Here is a 21,491-nt window from a genome sequence, read left to right on the forward strand (position 1 = left end):
TAATAAAAATTTTTACAAAGTGTAACATAAGTTGGGTAGCAGGCAAGCGCTGAAAGGGGGCTTGTTACATGTTGCGAAAAATCAACTCTGGACTAGTATTATTTGGTCTTTCCCCCTCTGGGTGAGGGATATCCATCATTGCTAATGTGTTAATGTATTTATTGTTCTTTTAAGACTTCGACGGTAAAGTGTGGTTTATCTGCAATAAAATGCAGATAAACAATAACAATAACGATTTGCAGCATGAAAATTAAACCAGCACTTTCGCGCCGATTATGCCTAACTTATTAGAAACACTATTTCAACAAAGCGCGATCGCGCCGGCAGATTGTTTATTGGCGGCAGCCGAAGCAAGCCTGTTTGTTACCCGGCAACCGCCGGCCGATCTGCCGGATGCCGCATCCTGTAAAAAATATCTGTGGCAGCATCTGGAGTCGCGGGCATACCGCATCCGTCCGGCGCGGGCCGACAATTTGCCTGCGCTGATGGCGCTGGAAGAGCAATGCTGGGGGGAACCGCTGCGCATGCCGCAAAGCCTGATCGAACAACGCATTCTCCGTTATCCCCAAGGTCAATTGGTGTTGCTGGTCGGCGAGGTAGTGGTCGGCGTAATTTATTCACAACGTATCGGGGCCATCGAGGCGCTCGACGGCGTTTCCGCGACGCAGATCGACGCACTGCACGATCCCGATGGAGCGGTGGCGCAGTTGCTGGCGGTGAATATACTGCCGCAAATGCAGCAACAGAATTTGGGCGATCAGTTGCTGGAATTCGCGTTGATCTACTGTAGTCTTCAGCCAGCGGTACATGCCGTTGCAGCAATTACCCTGTGCAAGCATTTTGACCGGGCAGCCGGGCTATCGATGGCCGACTATATTTGTCGGCGCAACGAACACGCCGCGCTGGCCGATCCAATCCTGCGCTTTCATGAGTTGCACGGCGCGACTATCGAGCGGCCAATGCCGGGTTATCGTCCGCTGGATACCAAAAACGACGGTTACGGGGTCCTGGTAAGCTACGACATCAGGCATCGCTCACGTAAAAATCTTCAAATCCCTGCTCAAATCGGTAGCGCAGCGGCACCCGTAACGTCAAAAATTTCTTCCTACAGCCGGGCCGAGATCCATGCCTATGTGCAGCAGACAATGCGCGAATGCTTATCGTCGTCGGGTCAGGCGGTTTTTTCAGCCGAACGCCCCTTGATGGAGATGGGCCTGGATTCGGCGGATCTGCTGTTGCTGAATGAAAAAATGTCGCATCACTACGGAGTGGCGCTCAATCCGGCCTTTTTCTTCCAGTACAACACTGCGGACAAGATCGCAGCCTATTTTTGCGATGCAAATATCGATTTGAAATCGCCGTTGCCCGGGCAACCTAAGGCCAACACAGCCCCAAAACAGATGCCACCACTCGCCGGGGACCGGCAAATCCGGCCGGAAGATATCGCCATCATTGGTATGGCCTGCCGCCTGCCGGGCGGCATCGATACGCCCAATGCGTTCTGGAATCTACTGCGGGAAGGCGCATCTCTGGTCGGCGACTTACCGGCCGGGCGCTGGCAATGGCCGACGGAAATCGATCCCGCGAGCAAACATAAGGGCATTGATCGCGGCGCGTTCCTGGACGATGCGGCAAGCTTCGATGCACCGTTTTTCCGTATCTCGCCCGCAGAAGCGGAATCGATGGATCCGCAGCAACGTCTGATGTTGGAGCTTTCCTGGCAGGCGATCGAACACGCTGGCTACGCGCCGCAATCGTTGGCGGGGAGCGATACCGGCGTCTTTATCGGCGCCAGTGGGTCCGACTATGCCCGTTTGCTGGATCACATCGACGCTCCCGTTGACGCACATTACGGCACCGGCAGTTCGATGGCCGTGCTAGCCAATCGTATTTCATATTTTTACGATTTCGTTGGTCCCAGCCTGCTGCTTGATACCGCCTGTTCCAGTTCGCTGGTAGCGGTGCATGAAGCAATCCAGTCCATCAGAAGCGGTGAAGCATCACAGGCGCTGGTCGGCGGGGTCAATCTGATTTTTCATCCGGCCAACAGTATTGCCTACTATAAGGCCGGCATGCTGGCTAAGGACGGCTTGTGTAAAACCTTTGATCAAAGCGCCAACGGTTACGTGCGCAGTGAAGGGGCGGTGATGCTGTTGCTCAAGCCCCTCGCCATCGCGCTAACCGACGGCGACCGCGTGCATGCCGTCATTAAGGGCAGTGCCTGCAATCATGGCGGCCAGGCCAGTGGCCTTACCGTGCCGAATCCGGCACAACAGGCGCGCCTGCTGCAAACCGCGTGGCGCTCGGCAGAAATCGATCCGCGCTCGCTGGGATACATTGAGGCGCATGGCACCGGCACGTCTTTGGGTGATCCGATTGAAGTGCAAGGCCTGAAACAGGCATTCGAGCCTGTTTTCATGCGCGATGCCAATGCTGCGTTCGAAATCGCCTGCGGCCTGGGTTCGGTCAAAACCAATATAGGCCATCTGGAAGCCGCAGCCGGCATTACAGGCCTGCTGAAAACGGTCTTATGCCTGCAACAAAGGCAACTGCCGGCTTCTCTGCATTTCCACAGACTCAATCAGCACATCCGGTTAAGCGATACCCATCTTTATATCGTCGATTGTTTTCAGGAGTGGACACTCCCTGCCAATGGCGGTCTCAGAACGGCAGGCGTCAGCAGTTTCGGTTCTGGTGGCACTAATGCGCATGTAGTATTGACTGAATATATGGCTGACCCTGCGCAAGAAAACCGGGCCGGGCGCATTGATTCCGGCACGCCGGAAATTTTCGTGCTGTCGGCTAAGACCCGTGCCCAGTTGCTTGCCTATACCCGGAAATATATAGCCTGGTTAAACAGCGACGAAAGCCTGCCGGTCACGTTGCACGATCTGGCGCGACAACTGCAAAGCGGACGCCAGGTCATGGCGGAGCGCCTGGCGCTGGTGGTCGCCGATCGTAGCGCTTTACTAGAAGGACTGAATGGTTTTTGCGCTAGTCAGCCGCAAGACAATCCGGAAACAGCGGGAATCCAGATGCTGCGATCGGGAACCAGTGCCGTATCGGCCCCATTGCAGGCGTTGACCGAAGGCGAGGCCGGGCGGACATTTATCCGTTCAATGATATCCCACGGGGAGTGGGAAAAGATCGCGCTGTTGTGGCAGTCAGGTGTCAATGTCGACTGGTCGCTGATGTATGAATCCCACATTGAAGGCTTGAAACGGATTGCCGTGCCGACCTATCCATTTGCCCGCCATCGTTATTGGCTGCCGCAAAGCGGCCATGCCGATACCGTCGTGTCGGCGCCCTTAGCAAGCGATATGGCGCCGCTGATGCTGGCACCACTGTGGCGTCAGGTCACCTTTGCGGTCGCCGTCAACAGCGCGTTATCGCCGGCACCGCATCAAAATCTTCTGGTTATTGGTGCAAGTACCGAACAAGCGCTGGCAATTGGCGCGATCCATGTAGGTATTCATGCCTTACAAATCGACTCTGCCGCCACGCCAGAATCGATCGGTGATGATTTGCAGAGGCTGGAAACTTCCGGTTACCGGCCCAATCACATACTCTGGATCGCACCACCCGCATCAGAAGCAGAACTGATCGGGCAGCAGGCCGTCGGTGTGCTGTCTTTATTTAAATTGATCAAAGCGCTGCTGGCGTCGACATCGTATTACAGCGATGGCGCGCTTGACTGGACCATCGTTACCTGCGGCACCCAGGCGGTATTTGAGGCAGACGCCATCGCCCCGGCACATGCCGGCGTGCACGGACTGGCGGGTACGCTCGCCAGGGAATATCCGCGCTGGACAATCCGTTCGCTGGACCTGGAAAACGGCGTGAAATGGGATATCGCGACATCAATGCGTTTACCAGCCGACCCGAATGGTGAAGTATTGGCTTGCCGCAGCGGGTTATGGTACAAACGCTTTCTGAGTCCGATAGTTGACCTGCCGGGTTCTACGCCGGTCTACCGGCAAAGGGGCGTGTATGTGGTCATCGGCGGCGCCGGCGGCATCGGCGAAGCGTGGACGCGCCATGTCATGACGCATTATGCGGCGCAGGTGATCTGGATTGGCAGGCGCACGCAGGATGCCGCGCTTCAGGCCCGATTGACTGAGTTGGCGGTATTGGGGCCGCCGCCGTTATATTTGTCGGCCGACGCGTGCGACCGGGCATCGTTGCAGGCAGCACTGACTTCGATCAAACAGATTTACCCCGCTGTCCATGGGGTCATTCATTCGGCCGTTGGCCTATTTGATCACAGCCTGGCCGAAATGAGCGAGCAGCGTTTCGGCGATATTCTGTCGGTCAAAATCGACGCCAGCATCAATCTGGCGCAGGTCTTCGGCCAGGAAGCGCTGGATTTCATTCTGTATTTTTCCTCGATTGTGGCGCTCGAAAAAAATGGCGGCCTGAGTGGTTACGCCGCCGGCGGCGCCTTCGAAGACGCGTTCGCGCTGCATCTGTCCGAGCGACTGCCGTGCGCCGTCAAGGTCATTAACTGGGGGCATTGGGAAATCGGCACCGGCGCGACGATTTCTGACGCCGCTAAAATTCGCCTGCATCAAAGCGGTCGCCTGCCGTTGCAGCCAGCGCAAGCGATGTCAGCTCTCCAGAATATGCTAGGTACGCCGATCCGGCAGATGGCAGTGATCAGGACCGCACGTCCCGATTTGCTGACCGCATTCGATGCCGCGCAAAGTCTGACGCTCTATCCGGAAACAGCGGCATCATATGTGGCGGGTATACCGCCGATGTCCGAACAATTGCGCGAGCAGGTGGCGCCATTGCGCGCCTTGAGCCTGTTCGGAAACACCGCAATGGAAGCACAATTACTGCCTTTGTTCGCAGGCACGCTGGCCTCGCTGGGGATTCTTGCTACGGATCAGAACGCCTTGCCAGCGTCGCAAACTCGTCCGGGTTTTTACACCCGCTGGCTGTCTGCCAGCCGTCAAATGCTGGCAGAAGTCCAGTCGATCGGGCTGGTCTCCGGATCGCCCACCGGTCTCGATCAATTGTGGCAAAACTGGGAAGCGGCCAAACAGCGTGATTTCGCCGCCCCCGATCTGCGAGCTGCCGTAACGCTGGCGGAAGCCTGCCTGCGCGCATTGCCCTCCATACTTTCGGGCACGACGCGCGCTACGGATATACTGTTTCCCGCCGCGTCGATGCACATGGTGGAAGGCGTCTATCGCGATAACGCGGTGGCCGATTATTTCAATAAAATTTTGGCCAAGGCCGTGGTGTCGGCGATCGAGTTGCGCCTGCAGCAAGCGCCCGGTGTGCAATTACGGCTGCTGGAGATCGGCGCGGGCACAGGCGGCACCACCGCGATGATCCTGCCTTATCTTGCACCTTACCTGCAACATATTGCGGAGTACACCTATACCGATGTGTCCAAGGCTTTTCTGTTACACGCCGACGAAAGGATCGTGCCGCATTATCCGTTTGTCGTGCCGAAATTGTTCGATGTGGAAAAACCGCTGGCAGGACAGGATATCCGGGCTGACCATTATGATCTGGTGATCGCCACCAACGTATTGCACGCCACGCGCAATATTCGAAGGACTTTGTCCAACGCCAAGGCTGCCTTGCATAAAAACGGCTTGCTATTACTGAATGAAATCAGCACCAAATCCGTGTTTGCCCATCTGACCTTTGGACTGCTGGAAGGCTGGTGGTTGTCAGAAGATCAGCCGCTGCGCATACCTGATGCGCCCGGCCTGTATCCGCAGGGCTGGCGCCAGGTGCTGTTGCAGGAAGGCTTCGGCACGGTACTATTTCCCGCACAGAGCGCACATATCCTCGGTCAACAGGTGATCGTAGCCGAGAGCGACGGCGTAGTGCGACAGTCTATGCCGGAACAGAAAACCGACCAAAACCGGGAACCGGTTTCGGAAGCGGAGAGCCAGAACAATCGCAGCGACGATGCCGCATTAAAAGCTGCAGCCACTACGTACCTGAAAAAAATCGCCGCCAGACCGCTGCGCATGGACAGCCGGCAAATCGACGCGCTGGAACCGCTGGAAACTTACGGTATCGATTCGATCCTGATTGTCCAGATCACTAGTGCATTGCGTGAGGTTTTTACCGACGTGCCGAGTACGCTGTTGTTCGAATGCCAGACGATTGCTGCGCTGGCCGATTACTTTATCCGTGATCATTTGCAGACCTTGCGCCGGGTAACCGGCGTGGCAGGCGGTGCTGCCACCGTGCATGCCGATAATGCAGTATCCGCTGCAGCGGTATCCGGCACCGCGCCGCCCGACCACTTTTTGTTGCCGCGGCAACCGGCGGCTTCCAGCAATACAACGCCGCTTATTGATGACGACGCCATTGCCGTCATCGGCATGAGCTGCCGTTTTCCGCAGGCGCAGAACCTGGAAGAGTATTGGCAGCTACTCGCTACCGGGCGGGATTGTGTTGGCGAGGTACCGAACGGACGTTGGAGCATGGATGGTTTTTTCCATGCCGATCCGGACCAGGCCATTGAACAGGGTAAGAGCTATAGTAAATGGGGCGGCTTCCTTGACCGGATAACGGATTTCGATCCGCAGTTTTTTAATATCTCGCCGAAAGAAGCGATCAGCATCGACCCGCAGGAACGACTGTTCCTGCAAATCGCCTGGGAAACGCTGGAAGACGCCGGCTACACGCGCGAACGCCTGGCAAGCGATTTTGGTCATCAGCTTGGTGTCTTCGCCGGCGTTACACGCACCGGTTTCGATTTGTTCGGGCCGCAATTATGGCGCGAGGGCAGTACGCTGTATCCGCATACGTCATTCAGCTCGGTCGCCAATCGGGTCTCATATTTCCTCAATGCCCGCGGACCGAGCGTACCGGTCGACACCATGTGCTCATCATCGCTGACGGCGATACACCAGGCCAGCCAAAGTTTGCGTAGTGGCGAGTGCCGACTGGCGATTGCTGGTGGCGTCAATCTGTATCTGCATCCGTCGGGTTATGTCGGATTAAGTGCATCGCGCATGTTATCGAAAGACGGCGTTTGCCGCAGCTTCGGCAAGGACGGCAATGGCTTTGTACCGGGTGAAGGCGTGGGCGCAGTGTTGCTCAAGCCACTGGCACAGGCGATTGCCGACAAGGACCGGATTCACGCGATCATTCGCGCCACCCACATCAATCACGGCGGGAAAACCAACGGTTACACCGTGCCTAATCCGCAGGCCCAGGCCGAACTGGTGCGGGACACATTGAAAAAAGCGGGCGTGAACGCGCGTGCTGTCAGTTATATCGAAGCCCACGGCACCGGCACGGAACTGGGCGACCCGATCGAGATATCCGGCCTGACCCAAGCTTTCCGGGACGACACGCAGGATACCGGTTTTTGCGCGCTGGGATCGGCCAAATCGAATATCGGTCATTTGGAAGCTGCAGCGGGCATTGCCGGCTTTATCAAGGTGATCCTGCAGATGCAGCACGGTCGGCTGGCACCGACATTGCATGCAAGCGAACCTAATCCGAACATCGATTTTGCCAAAACGCCGTTCGTGTTACAACAGGCGTTGGCGGAATGGCCGAGGCCTTTGCTGCAGCGGGGGGGTGGCCAAGCCGGAAAGCAGGAATGTCCGCGTATCGCAGGTGTTTCGTCATTTGGCGCCGGCGGCGCCAACGCGCATGTGATCGTCGAAGAATACCGGCAACCGGCGCGCCCGAATCCCGGCCCGGAACAGGATAATGTGATCGTGCTGTCGGCCCGCAATGAAGAGCGTCTGCGCGCCTATGCGCAGCGTCTGCACGACTTTGTTGACCAAATTATTGTCGATGCCCTACCAATGCCGGCCCAATTGCTGGGCGATCTGGCCTACACGCTGCAAACCGGACGTGAGCAGATGGATGTGCGACTGGCGCTGGTGGCACGTTCGCTGCCGCAGCTTCAGGAAAAACTGCGGCGCTGGCTCGATGGCCCGCACAGCGGCGCTCAGGCGCAGGGCATGCTTGAAGAGGACGGTATTTATCAGAACCAGGTCAAGCATCACAAGAAACTGATCGACGTGTTCACTGGTGACGAAGCGATGCGGCAGACACTGGAAACCTGGTTCCGCCAGGGTCAGCATGCACGTCTGCTCACTCTCTGGAGCAAAGGCGTAAAAATTGATTGGGAGCGGATGTATCCGGTGAAGCATCCATATCACCGTATCGGCGCGCCGACTTATCCGTTTGCGGCGACGCCATACTGGTTGCCGCTACTTGAAGAAAAAATTGTCTCTGCACCGATGACAAACAGCACGCCGATGCTACCGAAGACAGCGCTTCAGGTCGAATCGATACTAACGCCGCTACATTATGTCGCAGAAAAATACAGCAGTCCGATCGGCAAGCCTTCCGCCATCGCATTGCGTGCAACGGCATCTGCGCCGACCGTATTTCGCACGCACGCAGCTATCGTTCAGCATCCTCTGCGCGCCTTGCTTCGTCAAGCGCCGGACACGGAAATTCAGACGGCGATCCACCTATACGATGAAGGTGGCGGTATTTTCGTCATCCGGGTCGATCCCAGCGCGGCAGACGTTACTGCCGCAAGCGCTTGCGCCGGTCTGATGGATTGCCTTTCAGTGCTGTCGGAGCTCGCGCACACCAATGCACCGAAAGCATTGTTGCTGACCGGACTGGATCGGCTGTTCGTTGTGTCGGTGATTGAACAGGCATTACCTGGATTGGCCGATGCAGTCAAGGCTGTGGCGGCTTGCGCGTGGCCGGTGATCGCAGTTCTGACCGGTGCGAATTCGGTGGCTGTCATGGCGATTGCATCAGTCTGCGACCTGAGTATAGGTAGCGTGCAGGGCACTTATAGTGACTCGATCTCTGGCACGATGCCTGACGGCGAGGCACACGCGCGATCAGGATCGGCATGGCCCATGGTGGATCAGGCTATCATCGACGATTACGCGCGCGAAATCGCCGGCCGTATTGGCCAGGCTTCTTCGATCGCACTGACCGCGCTTAAACAACATCTGGCTGCGACTCCTGGAAAAACACCGGAGCAGTCGCAGACTCTGAAGCACGCCGTACCTTGGGCCACGCTTCTTTCTGCGCCGGGAAGGGCCGAAACGCCGGTATCTGTACCGTTCATGTCCGATGTCGTCACGTTGCAAAAATACGCGGATGGCGTGCTGCTGATGACGCTCAACGACCGCGACAGCAAAAACACTTTTTCGCCGGCCTTTGTGGAAGGGGTCATCGCAGCCTTCGAACATATCGAAAGCATGCCCGAATACAAGGCGGTGGTGATGACCGGCTACGATAATTATTTTGCCTGCGGAGGCACCCGGCAGGGATTACTGGCAATCCAGAGCGGCAGCGCCCGTTTTACCGATGAGCAGAGTTATCGCATGCCGTTGAGTTGTAGCATTCCGGTCATCGCGGCGATGCAGGGCCATGCCATCGGTGCCGGCTGGACCATGGGCCTCTTCTGCGACTGGACAATCTATAGCGAGGAAAGCGTCTACCAGAGTCCCTACATGCTCTATGGTTTCACACCGGGTGCCGGTTCCACTATGATTTTCCCGCAACGTCTGGGCCGAGGGCTGAGCAATGAGATATTGCTGACAGCGCGCGAATTCCAGGGGCGTGAATTAAAGCAGCGCGGCATCGCGATGCCGGTACTGCCGCGTAGTCGTGTGTTGGCTTACGCGTTGGCGCTTGCCGGCGAACTGGCATTGTCAGAACGGACGCAACTGGTGCAGCAAAAAAACCTGCGCAGCGATGCGTTGCGCAGACTACTGCCGGACGTTTTTGCGCGAGAACTGGCGATGCACGACAAGACGTTCGTCAATAATCCGGAGGTGATCGCCAATATTGATCGCCATTTCAACCAGGCGGCGCAGGACTACACGCCATTGCCAGGTGCTATTGCCGTGAGCAATGGTAATGTGGCGCATCCTGGAACCCAGGGGTCTGATGTGCCGCTGCAAGAACTGCTGACGGCTTTAAGGCAAAGCCTGGGCGAAGAGCTGCAATTGCAGTGCGAACAGATCGATGGCGATACCGCCTTTATCGATATGGGACTCGATTCCATCGTTGCTGTCACCTGGGTCCGAAAAATCAACCGGCAATTCGATTTATCCATAGGTGCGACCAAGGTCTATAACTATCCGGACCTGACGCGTTTTGCCGGTTTTGTCCTGTCGTTGATGGCCGCCCGGCGCCCGAATGAAACCGTTGCTGTACAGACCGCTATGCCTGCGCAGGACCACAGTGAACAGCTGCTTGGGTGGCTGCGCGAGACGCTGGCCAGGGAACTGTTGCTCAAACCGGAGGATCTGGACGATGATATCCGGTTCATCGACCTGGGCCTTGATTCGATCACGGCGGTCACCTGGATCAGGATGATCAACAAGCGCCATGGCCTGTCGGTAGGTGCTACCAAGGTTTACAGTTACCCGACTCTGGCCAATTTTCATGCTTATTTATTAAGTTTATTGACCGGACCTGATACGCATAAGCAAGGTATCGCACTGGCTTCTGGTCATTCGGATCTGCCCCATGCAGAAGCCGTATTGACAGCCCAAAAGCCTGTGTCGGAACCCTCATTGATACGGAGCTTTACGCTTTGCGCGCAGCACAATAATGCGGTTACAACGCCTGTGCATTCGTTCGCACAGCCGCAGCGGGTCGGTAACTTCAACGCCGAAGTCAACGCCAATAACAGTGCAATCGCCATCATCGGTATGGCAGGCCAATTCCCGAAAGCGGATAACGTCAAACAGTTCTGGCGCAATCTGGTGGATGGCCGCGATTGTGTTTCCGAAGTGCCTGCTGCACGCTGGTCGCTGGACGCCTATTACGACGCCGATCGCAATGCAGCTGGCAAGACCGTCTGCCGCAGCATGGGCTTGCTGGAGGACGTCGACGTATTCGACCCATTGTTCTTCAATATTTCGCCGTCGGACGCCGAATATATGGATCCGCAGCAGCGCCTGTTTCTGGAGAACAGTTGGCGCTGCATCGAAGACGCGGGCTATAACCCCTCCGATCTATCGGGCAGTCTGTGCGGTGTATTTGTCGGCTGCGCAGTCAGCGATTACGCGCAATTGATGAAGGATCCGAGCCAGACCCATAGCGCACAAGGCCTGATGGGCGAATCGGTTGCTATGCTGCCAGCGCGCATTGCCTATTTTCTCAATCTGCAAGGACCGTGCCTGACGATCGATACCGCCTGTTCGTCGTCGCTGGTGGCGCTGGCCAGTGCCTGCGACAGCTTGTTGCTGGGGCATAGCGAGGTCGCCCTTGCTGGTGGCGTCTACGTCATCAATGGGCCCGATATCCACGTCAAAATGAGCAAGGCCGGTATGTTGTCGCCGGATGGCCGCTGCTACAGTTTTGATCAGCGTGCGAACGGTTTCGTTCCGGGCGAGGGTGTAGGCGTGCTGATGCTCAAACGGCTGGAGCAGGCCGAGCGCGATGGCGACGATATTTACGGCGTGATCCGCGGCTGGGGCGTCAACCAGGACGGCAAGAGTAACGGCATCACCGCACCGAACGCACAGTCCCAGACCCGTCTTGAAACCAGTGTCTATCGGAAATTCGGCATCGATCCGGAACACATAGGCTTGATCGAAGCGCACGGTACCGGTACCAAGCTCGGCGATCCGCTGGAAGTTGAGGCGCTCTGCGATTCCTTCCGGCAATTTACTGAACGCAAGAATTTCTGTGCGCTGGGTTCGGCCAAGAGTAATATCGGCCATCTGGCGACAGCGGCCGGGGTCACAGGAGTAATCAAAGCGTTGTTGGCGCTACAGCACAAGACGTTGCCGCCAACCATCAATTATCAAGCGCTCAATGAGCATATTGATCTACAGGATAGCCCATTCTTCATCAATACCGACTGCCTTCCGTGGCAGGCAGAGGCCGGACAAAAGCGTCTGGTAGCGGTCAGCTCTTTCGGTTTTAGCGGCACCAACGCTCACATGGTGCTGGAAGAAGCGCCGCATCAAAATGCTGTCGCTGCTGGGGCTGCCATCAGCGGCCACGACGCCCAGATCGTATTGCCGTTGTCGGCCAAAAGCCGCCGGCAGTTGCTGGTGTATGCGCAAACGGTCTGCGACTTTCTGGTAGCCGATGCCCGCGGCAATGTTGGTCTGCGAGACTTTGCTTATACCTTCCAGCGCGGCAGGACCGCGATGCCCCACCGGCTGGCGGTGGTCGCAAATACGTTCGAGGAACTACGCAGGCGACTGACGAACTTTGTCGCCAACGGCGGCAGCGACGCCAACTGCGTTTCGGGAGAAGTGCTGAAGAAGCCGGTTATCGGCGAGGCGGCAATGACTGCCGTCACGACAGTAAACACAACGGCTAGCGCCTTAGCGTTGCGCTGGACAGAGGGCGAATCCGTTGACTGGGCCTTGCTTCAACGCTCCCATGCTACGCCGGCCCGGCGCAGGCACGGCTTGCCGACTTACCCATTTGCACGCGAACATTACTGGACGCCCGAGATGGAAGGCGTTGGAACCGGTATCGGAGCAGATCTTGAGCTGGCCATTAGAAATCCGACGCTGGCCGCGCTGGAGAAAACCGAAAGCAAAGATGGCAACAAACGCGCTGCCGCCGATGCGAGTCGCTGGCACCGCAACGAATTACCGGCCGCAATCGATTGGCAAGCAGGGTTGCGCCGTTATCAACAGGGGCAACTCGTCGTCATCCATGCGGATGAAAACCAGCGGCATGCCTTCGACCAGTTGCTGACGCAACTACGCCAGGCGGCAGACTTAGAAAACTCTGATTGGGGGCCGAAGCCGGTCTATTGCGATCTGCGCCTGATGACGACAAATGTGTTTCCACCGCAAGCTGATTTGCTGATATTCCTGGGCGGCCCAAAGGATGACGCTGCTGTCCATACCAATGCCATGCTGAGCGCATGTCTGAAACTGCTCGCTGCACGGCAGTTCGGCACGTTTGCTAAAATTCTCTTTTTCATGCAAGCCGACGCGGGTGCCGGAGATAATCTGGCGGCGGAAATCCAGAACGCAACCGATAGGCGCGCCGATGCGTCCCCGAATCAGTGTCGTCATGCGCTGATCACATATGACGATCGCCTGCCGCTGCTTGCGGCCATGCAAAGATTATGTCGGGAATGTCTGTCACCGGAACGCACGTCGGCATTCCAGCCGATACCCGAACGTATCCATTATTCGAACGGACATCGCCTGACCATGATACCTGTGGCCGTTCACAGCTCTCCGCAGATGCCGCCGTCACAGCAAGCCATGCCTCAGGCAATCCACCGGATTGTCAGGCAATGGCATGCAAGGGAAGCGGTGCAGCTCGCGCAGCCGGTCGAACGCCGTGAAGTGCTGATGCTGGTCAATCACGAATCATTGCATCTCGCTCGCAAATTGCTGGAACCGGGCGATTTCAAAAATATCGTGCTGGTGGCCGATGCCAGCGTGCAGTCTAGCCAGATCCGGAATGCGATCAACTTCAGCGATGCCAAATCGTCTCGCATCAGTGCGCAGATATTGATTGATCATCACGATACGATCACGCATATCATCGACCTGAGCGATCTGTACGAAACTGCCCGCGACTACGATGCCGACAATCCAGGCAAGACCGTGTTTTATCAGACCCTGATCGGCGCCGCCAACGATATCGCGATTCTGTATTGCACAAAAGGATTGCAGAATTTCCAATCGCCGCAGATGAGTCTGGCCGGTGCCAAATTCGCCGGGCTGGTCAAAATGCTGAGTGCCGATTACCGGCACGTTGATGCGCGCTTCATCGATATCGACCAGGCCGCTTACGACCAGCCAAAGCAGTTGCGCGACATTCTATTGCAGGAATTCGGCGCATTATTGCAGGAAACCGAACTCTGCTACCGCAACGGCTTGCGCTATGCGCCGGTACTCTCAGCAGTTGAGGAGGTACCGGAAACGGCGCAAAACGAGGCATTGCCGATCGCCATCGACGGCGTCTACGTCATTAGCGGCGGCACCAACGGCGTGGGACTCGAAATTGCCAAATACCTTGCCGGGCGTGGTTGCCGTAAGCTGGTGTTGATGGGCTTGACGCCGCTACCGCCGCGCAAAAACTGGCTGCATGCACTTGAGGACGAGGACGCCAGACTATCGCCTTACGTCAAAAATAAATTGCGGGAACTGATCGCGCTGGAACGTAAGGTCCCTGATCTGCAGATTTACACCGGATCGCTCAACGCTCCGCAAGGACTGCAACGCTATTTCAAGAAAATTCGTGCGCAGCACGGACCAGTCAAAGGCGTGATTCACTGCGCTGGGGTTTATTCGGATCCGGATACGCCTGGATTTGCCGGTAAGGATCTTGAGCGCATGCAACAGGTCTGGGAGCCGAAAATTAAGGGACTGGAAAGTTTGCATGCACTGTTTAAATCCGATCCACTGGATTTTTTCGTGTCACTGTCCTCCATGACTGGCCTGGCACCGCACTTGGCCCGCGGCGCTGCCGATTATGCGACTGCAAACGCTTTCGTCGATTTCTTCTCCGCGTATCAGCATCGTATGCACAATAATACCCGTTATAAAAGCATCGTCTGGTCCGACTGGAATCAGACCGGCGCCATCACCCGCGTTTCCGTTGATAAGGCAGTCGCCGTGAAGCGTACTTTTAACGATCTCGGCATACGTACCTTCGACAATCGGGAAGGACACACGTTGTTCGAACGGGCCATGGCAGCGACTGCGGTTAATGGCGCTGGCGGCTCGGATAGCAGAATCATCATCGGCTACCTCGACCTGCAGCGCCTTGAGCAGGTGCGACCGCGCTTGCTATATGGGCGCCTGGTTGACGACAATGCCAGTGACGATAGGGACAGCATGCAACAGCCGTCACCGGTCATATTCGACATGCCAGAAAAATCTATGCCAGATGCATCCTTCATCCATCATCTCGATCGCTGGGAAGCCGAGAAGCGTGCCGGCCTGGATGTGCCGGTCCACAAAATTACCGAGGTAATCGAGCTGGATCAGATCCGGCATTTGGAGCCGGATCTGATTCATCGCATTCACAAGCTGCTGTTTTCCGGCCTGGTTCAGCAAACGCAACAGGTACCACAAGCAGCAGCACTGAAAGTCACACCAGAAAATATCCAGGAACCGCCTGTCGATCTGGCGCAGATGATTACCAAAACGCTCATGGAAGTACTGAAGCTGAAAAGTATTGATCCGGCGCAGCCGTTCCAGGATTACGGACTGGATTCGATTTCAGCGATGGTGCTGGCGACCAGACTTGAAAAACGACTGAAATATCCCGTGCAGCCGCGGTGGCTGATCGACTTTTGCACCATCGAAACACTGACCGGGTATTTGATGATGCAAGGCAGCCGCACGTCATGAGCAAACTATACGGTAGCGACAGCACGAAAAGCGCGAATGCGGCTTTGGACATACTACTTGGCGCCGACGCTGGCGCAGAAGCACAGCAAACTGAAAAGGCCGCCATCAAGTTCAGTTTTATGTTCTTTTCGGATGTACGCAAGGATATTTCCGATGCCCAGAAGTACGACTTCATGCGCGACGTCACGTTGTTTGCCGATCGCGAAGGATTTGAAGCGATCTATTTACCGGAGCGGCATTTTCATCCTTCTGGCTCTATTTACGCCAATGCGGCAATCGTCGCGGCGCATCTGATTCCGCAGACGACGCGGATCCGCTTCCGTACTGCCGGCATTTCCCTGCCTCTGCATCATCCGGCCGAAGTGGTCGAGTGGTGGGCCATGAACGACATCCTGTCGAAAGGCCGGATCGACCTTGGTTTTGGTTCTGGCTGGAACAAACAAGATTTTATTTTCGCGCCCGAAAACTACGAAAACCGTCGCAGACTTTGCACCGAAACCATTCCGCTGGTGCAAAAACTGTGGCGTGGCGAAGCAGTATCGTTTCCCGGCCCGGGCGGAGAGCAACTACCTGTAACGGTATATCCACGGCCGCTGCAGCCCGAACTCAACGTTTGGCTGCTGGTTACGCAAAACGATGACGGTTTCCTGCATGCCGGGCGCCATGGCTATAATATTTTTACCATGTTGTATGGTAACAATCTGGATGCGATGCAGAAAAAGATTGCCCTCTATCGTATTGGTCGCAAGGAAGCAGGGCTGGACCCGGCACAGGGCACTGTGACACTAATGCTGCACACTCTGCTGCTGGAAGACGCCGGGCAGGTCAGCCAGGCCGTCCAGGTGCCGTTCAGGGAATACATTAGCAGCGCGATGGAAGCGCATTTGAAAGCCGCCATCGACCAGGATGGCGGCACGCCACTGACTGAAACGGAAAAAGGCAAAATTCTCGAGTATTCCTATCAACGTTACTTCAAGACCAGCGCCCTGTTCGGTACCGTCGACGATGGCGTCCGTATTGTCGATCAGGCCATTGTTGCCGGCGTCGATGAAATCGCTTGCTTGGTGGACTTTGGGGTTGATTATCCGATCGTGATGGAATCGCTGCCCCATTTGAAACGGCTGGCCTCCCGTTATCTGTCTGTTAATCAGCACGAATCCTGAACGTCAAAAAATTCTTCGCGGTCTGACGAGAGGCGGTCTTGCCGTCACTGATGTTACGGCAGTTGATCGCCGGGCTGATCTTGCCGCCGACACGCACGATTATGCCGCGCTATCCACGGTTTCTACTGGCTGTACTTCGTCCAGAGCAAAATAGCCGTTATAGCCTTCGAGATAAACCGCTGCCCGGTGCCCGAAAAGGAGGGTGGCCACGGTCTTGGTGGTCAGCACACCCTCATAAGCTTTGACGCTGACGCGCGTGCCGACCGGATATTTGCGGTTCCAGTTGTCGACTACTTGTTGTGGCGATTGTATGGAGGCAGCAGGCTCGGTAACGGCCGTTGCAACCCGGCTTGCAGCTGCAGCAGGGGACACAGGCTGCGCTTTCGGCACATATTTACTCTGGATACTCCGCATCAGTTTGGTCAACACATCGCCTGGTCCCAGTTCGATGAATTCCATCGAGCCCTGACCCTGGTCGAGTAAATAGTGCATGCTATCTAGCCAGCGCACCGAATGGGTCAACTGATCGGATAGATTCCAGGCAATCCTGTCAGCTGGATAAGGCAGCGCGTCGACGTTGGCGATTACGGGCACCGTCGACGCATAGAATCCAAAATTCTGCAAAAAATCCTTGAACTCATCGTGCGCCGGTTTCATGTAGCGCGAATGGAAGGCACCGCCGACGTTGAGCGGCATGTACATGGCCTGGTTTTTTTCAAAATGTGGCTGCGCATCGCGAATATCGGCTTCCAACCCGGAAATAATGGTCTGGTTATGCGTGTTGTAGTTAGCGATATCGATTCCGGTCAGGCCGTTCTCCTGCAGAATGCCAGCGATCCGGTCGGCGCCGATGCCGATCACTGCGGCCATCGCCCCTTTTGGCGCTTTGCTCATCAGTTCGCCACGTTTTTGCACCAGACGCAGACCGTCTTCGAAGTGAATTACGCCAGCGCTTTCTAACGCGTTATATTCGCCCAGACTATGTCCTGCGACGAAGTCAGGTCGCTCGCCGGTTTCCTGAATGCGTTGCCGGTAGGCCAGCGCGTTGACCACAAACAGCGCGGGCTGCGTGTATTGCGTCTGTCCCAACTGACGTTGCGGATCTTTCAGACATAGTTCTTTGACCGAATATCCTAGGATCGTGTCTGCCGTTGCGGTAATATTTGGAAAGGCATCAAACAGATTCGCGCCCATGCCGACATGCTGCGAGCCTTGACCGGGGAATAGGTAAGTTTTCATTTTTATCAACCGTTGGAATTAAGGGGAAAATGGTGCTTTGAACATGCGGCGATTATTGACTGGTAAGACTATCAAGTAATGCCGGATATCACCACAATTTTCTGGCCTGGCCGTTTAAAACAGGGAATAAATGATTGGGCTTAATGGATTCAACGGCGTGCATGTGGCGCACCAAAGCGGGCCGACGGCAGCGCCGGTCGTCTGGATGTTTTCAGGGCAGGGTGCCCAATATTTCCAGATGGGCCGCTCGCTGTATGACGAGAATGCCGTGTTTCGTCACTGGATGGATAAGCTCGACGCCGTTGCCGCAGATTATGTCGGCCAGTCCATCGTCGCCATGCTTTACGACCCTGCCATCGCCAAAAGTGCACCGTTCGAGCAGACCCTGTACACCCATCCGGCGCTGTTCATGCTGCAATACGCGATGGCGCAGACCCTGCTGGCAGAAAATTTTCCGCCACCTGACATACTCTTAGGCGCCAGCCTCGGCGAATTCGTCGCCGCCGCGCTGGCCGATATCGCCGATGTCGAAGACATGCTGTTTGACGTGATCAAGCAGGCCCGCCTGTTCGAAGCCTATTGCAGCGGCGGCGCGATGCTGCTGGTCATTGATCAGCTTGATACCTTTCGCACCAATCCGGCATTTTCAGGAGACAACGGTACCGCATGCGAGTTGGCAGGGGTCAATTTCGACCGCTGTTTTGTGGTATCCGGCTTGCGTGGCGATATCCTCGAGATTGCTGAACGCTTGCGCCGACAGGACGTTACTCATCAGATATTGCCAGTCTCGACCGCCTTCCATTCATCGCAGGTAGATGTGGCGCAAGATACATTCGGTGCGATGTTCGGTGGCCGTGCCAACCGCCCTTCCGCTATTCCGATCGTCTCTTGCGCACCCGACATGGGCGACGGCATCGAACGCTTTTCCGCCGCTTACTGGTGGCAGGTGATACGGCAGCCGATTCAGTTCAGGCAGACGTTGGCTGGCTTTCGGCAAAAATATCCACTGGCGGTTTATCTGGACCTGGGTCCAGCTGGCAATATGGCCACATTTACGAAGTACAATTTGCCTGCGGAAGTACACCATCGTATATTGCCGGTTATGACGCCCTTCGGACGCGACGCTGACAATCTCCGCGCAGCACGCAAAAAACTGCAGGCGCTTGTTGTAACCGATACTGATACCCACACCGAAAAATCATGACTCCAACCCCAGAAAATCTAGGCTCGGCACAATTCAGACAAGACTACGGCGTGCGGTTTGCCTACGTGGCAGGCGCAATGGTGAAAGCGATCGCGTCGCCGCAACTGGTCATTAGCATGGGTCGGGCTGGCTATTTGTCGTTTTACGGCGCAGGCGGGATGTCTATGCCGAAGATCGAAGCGGCGCTGCAGCAGATCCAGTCGGCGCTGCTGAACGGTGAAGCCTATGGCATGAATCTGTTATCTGACCTGTCCAATCCCAAAAATGAAATGATGCTGGTGGATACGTTGCTGCGTTACGGCGTGCGTAACGTTGAAGCGTCGGCTTATATCCAGGTCACGGCGGCGCTGGTCAAATTCAGGCTAAAAGGCGCAACCATCGACAACCAGGGTAAGGCCGTGGCGCGTAATCGCGTGATGGCGAAAATTTCACGGCCCGAAGTGGCGCTTCTTTTCCTTAGTCCTGCACCGCAGCTTATGGTGGATAGTCTATTGGCAGAAGGTCATATTTCCGCGGAGGAGGCTTCCTTGTCGGGGCAATTGCCGGTGGCTTCTGACATTTGCGTCGAAGCCGATTCCGGTGGCCATACTGACATGGGCGTGACCTCGGTCCTGCTGCCGACTATTATCCGTCTGCGCGACCGTCTGCAACAACAGTATCAGTTTTTGCATGCGGTACGGATCGGCGCCGGCGGCGGCATCGGCACACCAGAATCCGCGGCCTGCGCCTTTTTGCTTGGAGCGGATTATATTGTCACCGGCTCAATCAATCAATGTACGGTCGAGGCCGGCACCAGCGACGCGGTTAAGGACATGCTGCAGGCAATCGACATTCAGGACACCGCTTACGCGCCGGCTGGCGACATGTTCGAAATGGGCGCAAAAATCCAGGTGCTGAAGCGTGGCGTCCTATTTCCGGCGAAGGCCAATAAACTCTACGATCTGTGGCGTACCCACGCTTCGCTGGAGCAATTAGACGCAGCGGTGCGCAAAGAAATACAGGAACGCTATTTCAGACGGAGCTTCGACGAGGTTTACCGGGAGACCGAAGCCTATTACCGGCAGATGATGCCGGCGGAATTCGACAAGGCGGAACGAAACCCGAAAGTCAAAATGGCGCTGATTTTTCGTTGGTATTTTATTCATACAATGCGTGTGGCGCTAAAAGGCGAGGGCGAAAAAGTCGATTACCAGGTGCATACCGGCCCGGCGCTGGGCGCGTACAACCAATGGGTAAAAGGATCGGCGATGGAAGACTGGCGCAACCGGCATGTCGATAAGATCGCTGGCGAGTTGATGCAGGCATCGGCCGACTATGCGGGCAGGCGTTTCCAGACTTTTTTTGCGGGTTAGTGTAGTGAATACGCCGATTAGATAATCAGCGTGTTGCGGCTACCCTGATAGCCTCTCATATCGCAAGCTTATCCGCGACCAGGATTCGACTCAGGTCAACGCCATCTTCAAAGCGGTGTACCACGCCTTTTTTGAAATCCAGCAGGAAATTGTTGAACAGCTCGCCATGAAGCTTATCTTTGAGTTTTATCTTGATGTCATAGATTGGAAACATCCGGATGACATAAATTTCGCGGGCCTGCTGTTCGTTCTTCCACGCTTCGGCTGCATGAAAATTCTTGTTATTGAACATCATCACCTTGCCTTTGGTTTCAACCGGCGTGGAAAATGCATCTGCATACTGATTTTTTGCCATCGAAACGATATTTTTGTACACACTCATTAACGCCTGGTGCGACTTACTTTTGATAAAGACGTCGATTGCTTTCTCGCCGATCAGATTTGGATCGACATAGCCGTTTTCATCGAGACAAGCCGGATCGGCCGAAAAATGCTGATACATCATCTTTAGCAAAATATTGCCCGGCACTTTTAGCTTGCTTTCCGGTAGCACCCTGAGTCTGCCGCCGTTGGCTTCGTCCAGGTCTATTAGCGGAATGTAAAGACTGAGATCGTTCTCGGTTTCATAGAAGTGATGAAAATTGGGGAAGTCGGTGTGAATACCTGCCGCCGGGCACAAGTGATTGCTATGTAAGTACATGTCATAGGAAACCAGCATATAGCGGGTATCGAAAAACCGTTGGAAGTCATTTTCCAGCAATTGCTTCAGGACTTTCTCGATAAAAACCTGTTCGCAGTAGACCGCCTTGCTGTATGCGCGGTCATAAAATTTCCTGACCATATTTTTGGCGAATTTAGGGAAGGTATTCAACAGCAGGCCGAGGATTTTGCCTTCCATATAGGCCAGGTGCTCGTTGTTGACAAAAAATTTCGGGAAGTCATTGTGACCGATTTCCCTGGCAAGGTAATGCTGTCGGATTTCGTCAACCAGTTCATCGCTCAGCGATATATTGGTTTCGACGAATCCGTTGGCATAATGTTCTTTGAAATAGTCTTCTTTAAAAATTCCTAGCATGTCAAGGTCCCTTTGGATGATTTTATTTAACTGATCGTTATTAACGATTCTCGATTTCTATGGCGTCTATCGACACTATGGCCTACTGCCTGTGAAGGCGCGGTTCAGGGAAAAATCCGCAACGACCGG

Annotated in this window: 6 protein-coding genes; 4 read left to right on the top strand and 2 right to left on the bottom strand. The window is 55.5% G+C overall.

Annotated elements, in window-relative coordinates; genetic code table 11:
- Positions 1-275 precede the first annotated feature (275 nt).
- Positions 276-15,329, top strand: a complete 15,054-nt coding sequence (locus ACXX82_RS00060; RefSeq protein ID WP_458562025.1) for an SDR family NAD(P)-dependent oxidoreductase — start codon at positions 276-278, stop codon at positions 15,327-15,329.
- Positions 15,326-16,492 (top strand): MupA/Atu3671 family FMN-dependent luciferase-like monooxygenase, encoded by a 1,167-nt coding sequence (locus ACXX82_RS00065; protein ID WP_458562026.1) that lies wholly within the window; start codon positions 15,326-15,328, stop codon positions 16,490-16,492. Before ACXX82_RS00060 ends, ACXX82_RS00065 begins: the two co-directional genes overlap by 4 nt.
- A 99-nt stretch (positions 16,493-16,591) precedes the next feature.
- On the opposite strand, the gene fabD is transcribed toward ACXX82_RS00065, so the two are convergent.
- Positions 16,592-17,731, bottom strand: a complete 1,140-nt coding sequence (gene fabD / locus ACXX82_RS00070) for an ACP S-malonyltransferase (protein ID WP_458562027.1) — start codon at positions 17,729-17,731, stop codon at positions 16,592-16,594.
- A 130-nt stretch (positions 17,732-17,861) separates the two neighbouring features.
- Here fabD and ACXX82_RS00075 point away from each other — a divergent pair, with 130 nt between their 5' ends.
- Both ACXX82_RS00075 and ACXX82_RS00080 read left to right on the top strand, forming a co-directional pair.
- Entirely contained in the window at positions 17,862-18,935 is a 1,074-nt protein-coding gene (locus ACXX82_RS00075; protein ID WP_458562028.1) for an acyltransferase domain-containing protein, read from the top strand.
- Entirely contained in the window at positions 18,932-20,287 is a 1,356-nt protein-coding gene (locus tag ACXX82_RS00080) for a PfaD family polyunsaturated fatty acid/polyketide biosynthesis protein (RefSeq protein WP_458562029.1), read from the top strand. Before ACXX82_RS00075 ends, ACXX82_RS00080 begins: the two co-directional genes overlap by 4 nt.
- 55 nt (positions 20,288-20,342) lie before the next feature.
- Here ACXX82_RS00080 and ACXX82_RS00085 read toward each other — a convergent pair whose 3' ends face one another.
- On the bottom strand, positions 20,343-21,362 hold the full coding sequence (locus ACXX82_RS00085; RefSeq protein ID WP_458562030.1) for a hypothetical protein: 1,020 nt from the start codon (positions 21,360-21,362) through the stop codon (positions 20,343-20,345).
- Between the last annotated feature and the right edge of the window lie 129 nt (positions 21,363-21,491).

The sequence above is a fragment of the Glaciimonas sp. GNP009 genome (assembly GCF_054343755.1).

What these genes read in the sequence shown, in the direction of transcription:
- fabD (WP_458562027.1), bottom strand. Translation starts at nt 17,731, where the DNA reads ATGAAAACTTACCTATTCCCCGGTCAAGGCTCGCAGCATGTCGGCATG.
- ACXX82_RS00080 (WP_458562029.1), top strand. Translation starts at nt 18,932, where the DNA reads ATGACTCCAACCCCAGAAAATCTAGGCTCGGCACAATTCAGACAAGAC.
- ACXX82_RS00085 (WP_458562030.1), bottom strand. Translation starts at nt 21,362, where the DNA reads ATGCTAGGAATTTTTAAAGAAGACTATTTCAAAGAACATTATGCCAAC.
- ACXX82_RS00065 (WP_458562026.1), top strand. Translation starts at nt 15,326, where the DNA reads ATGAGCAAACTATACGGTAGCGACAGCACGAAAAGCGCGAATGCGGCT.
- ACXX82_RS00060 (WP_458562025.1), top strand. Translation starts at nt 276, where the DNA reads ATGCCTAACTTATTAGAAACACTATTTCAACAAAGCGCGATCGCGCCG.
- ACXX82_RS00075 (WP_458562028.1), top strand. Translation starts at nt 17,862, where the DNA reads ATGATTGGGCTTAATGGATTCAACGGCGTGCATGTGGCGCACCAAAGC.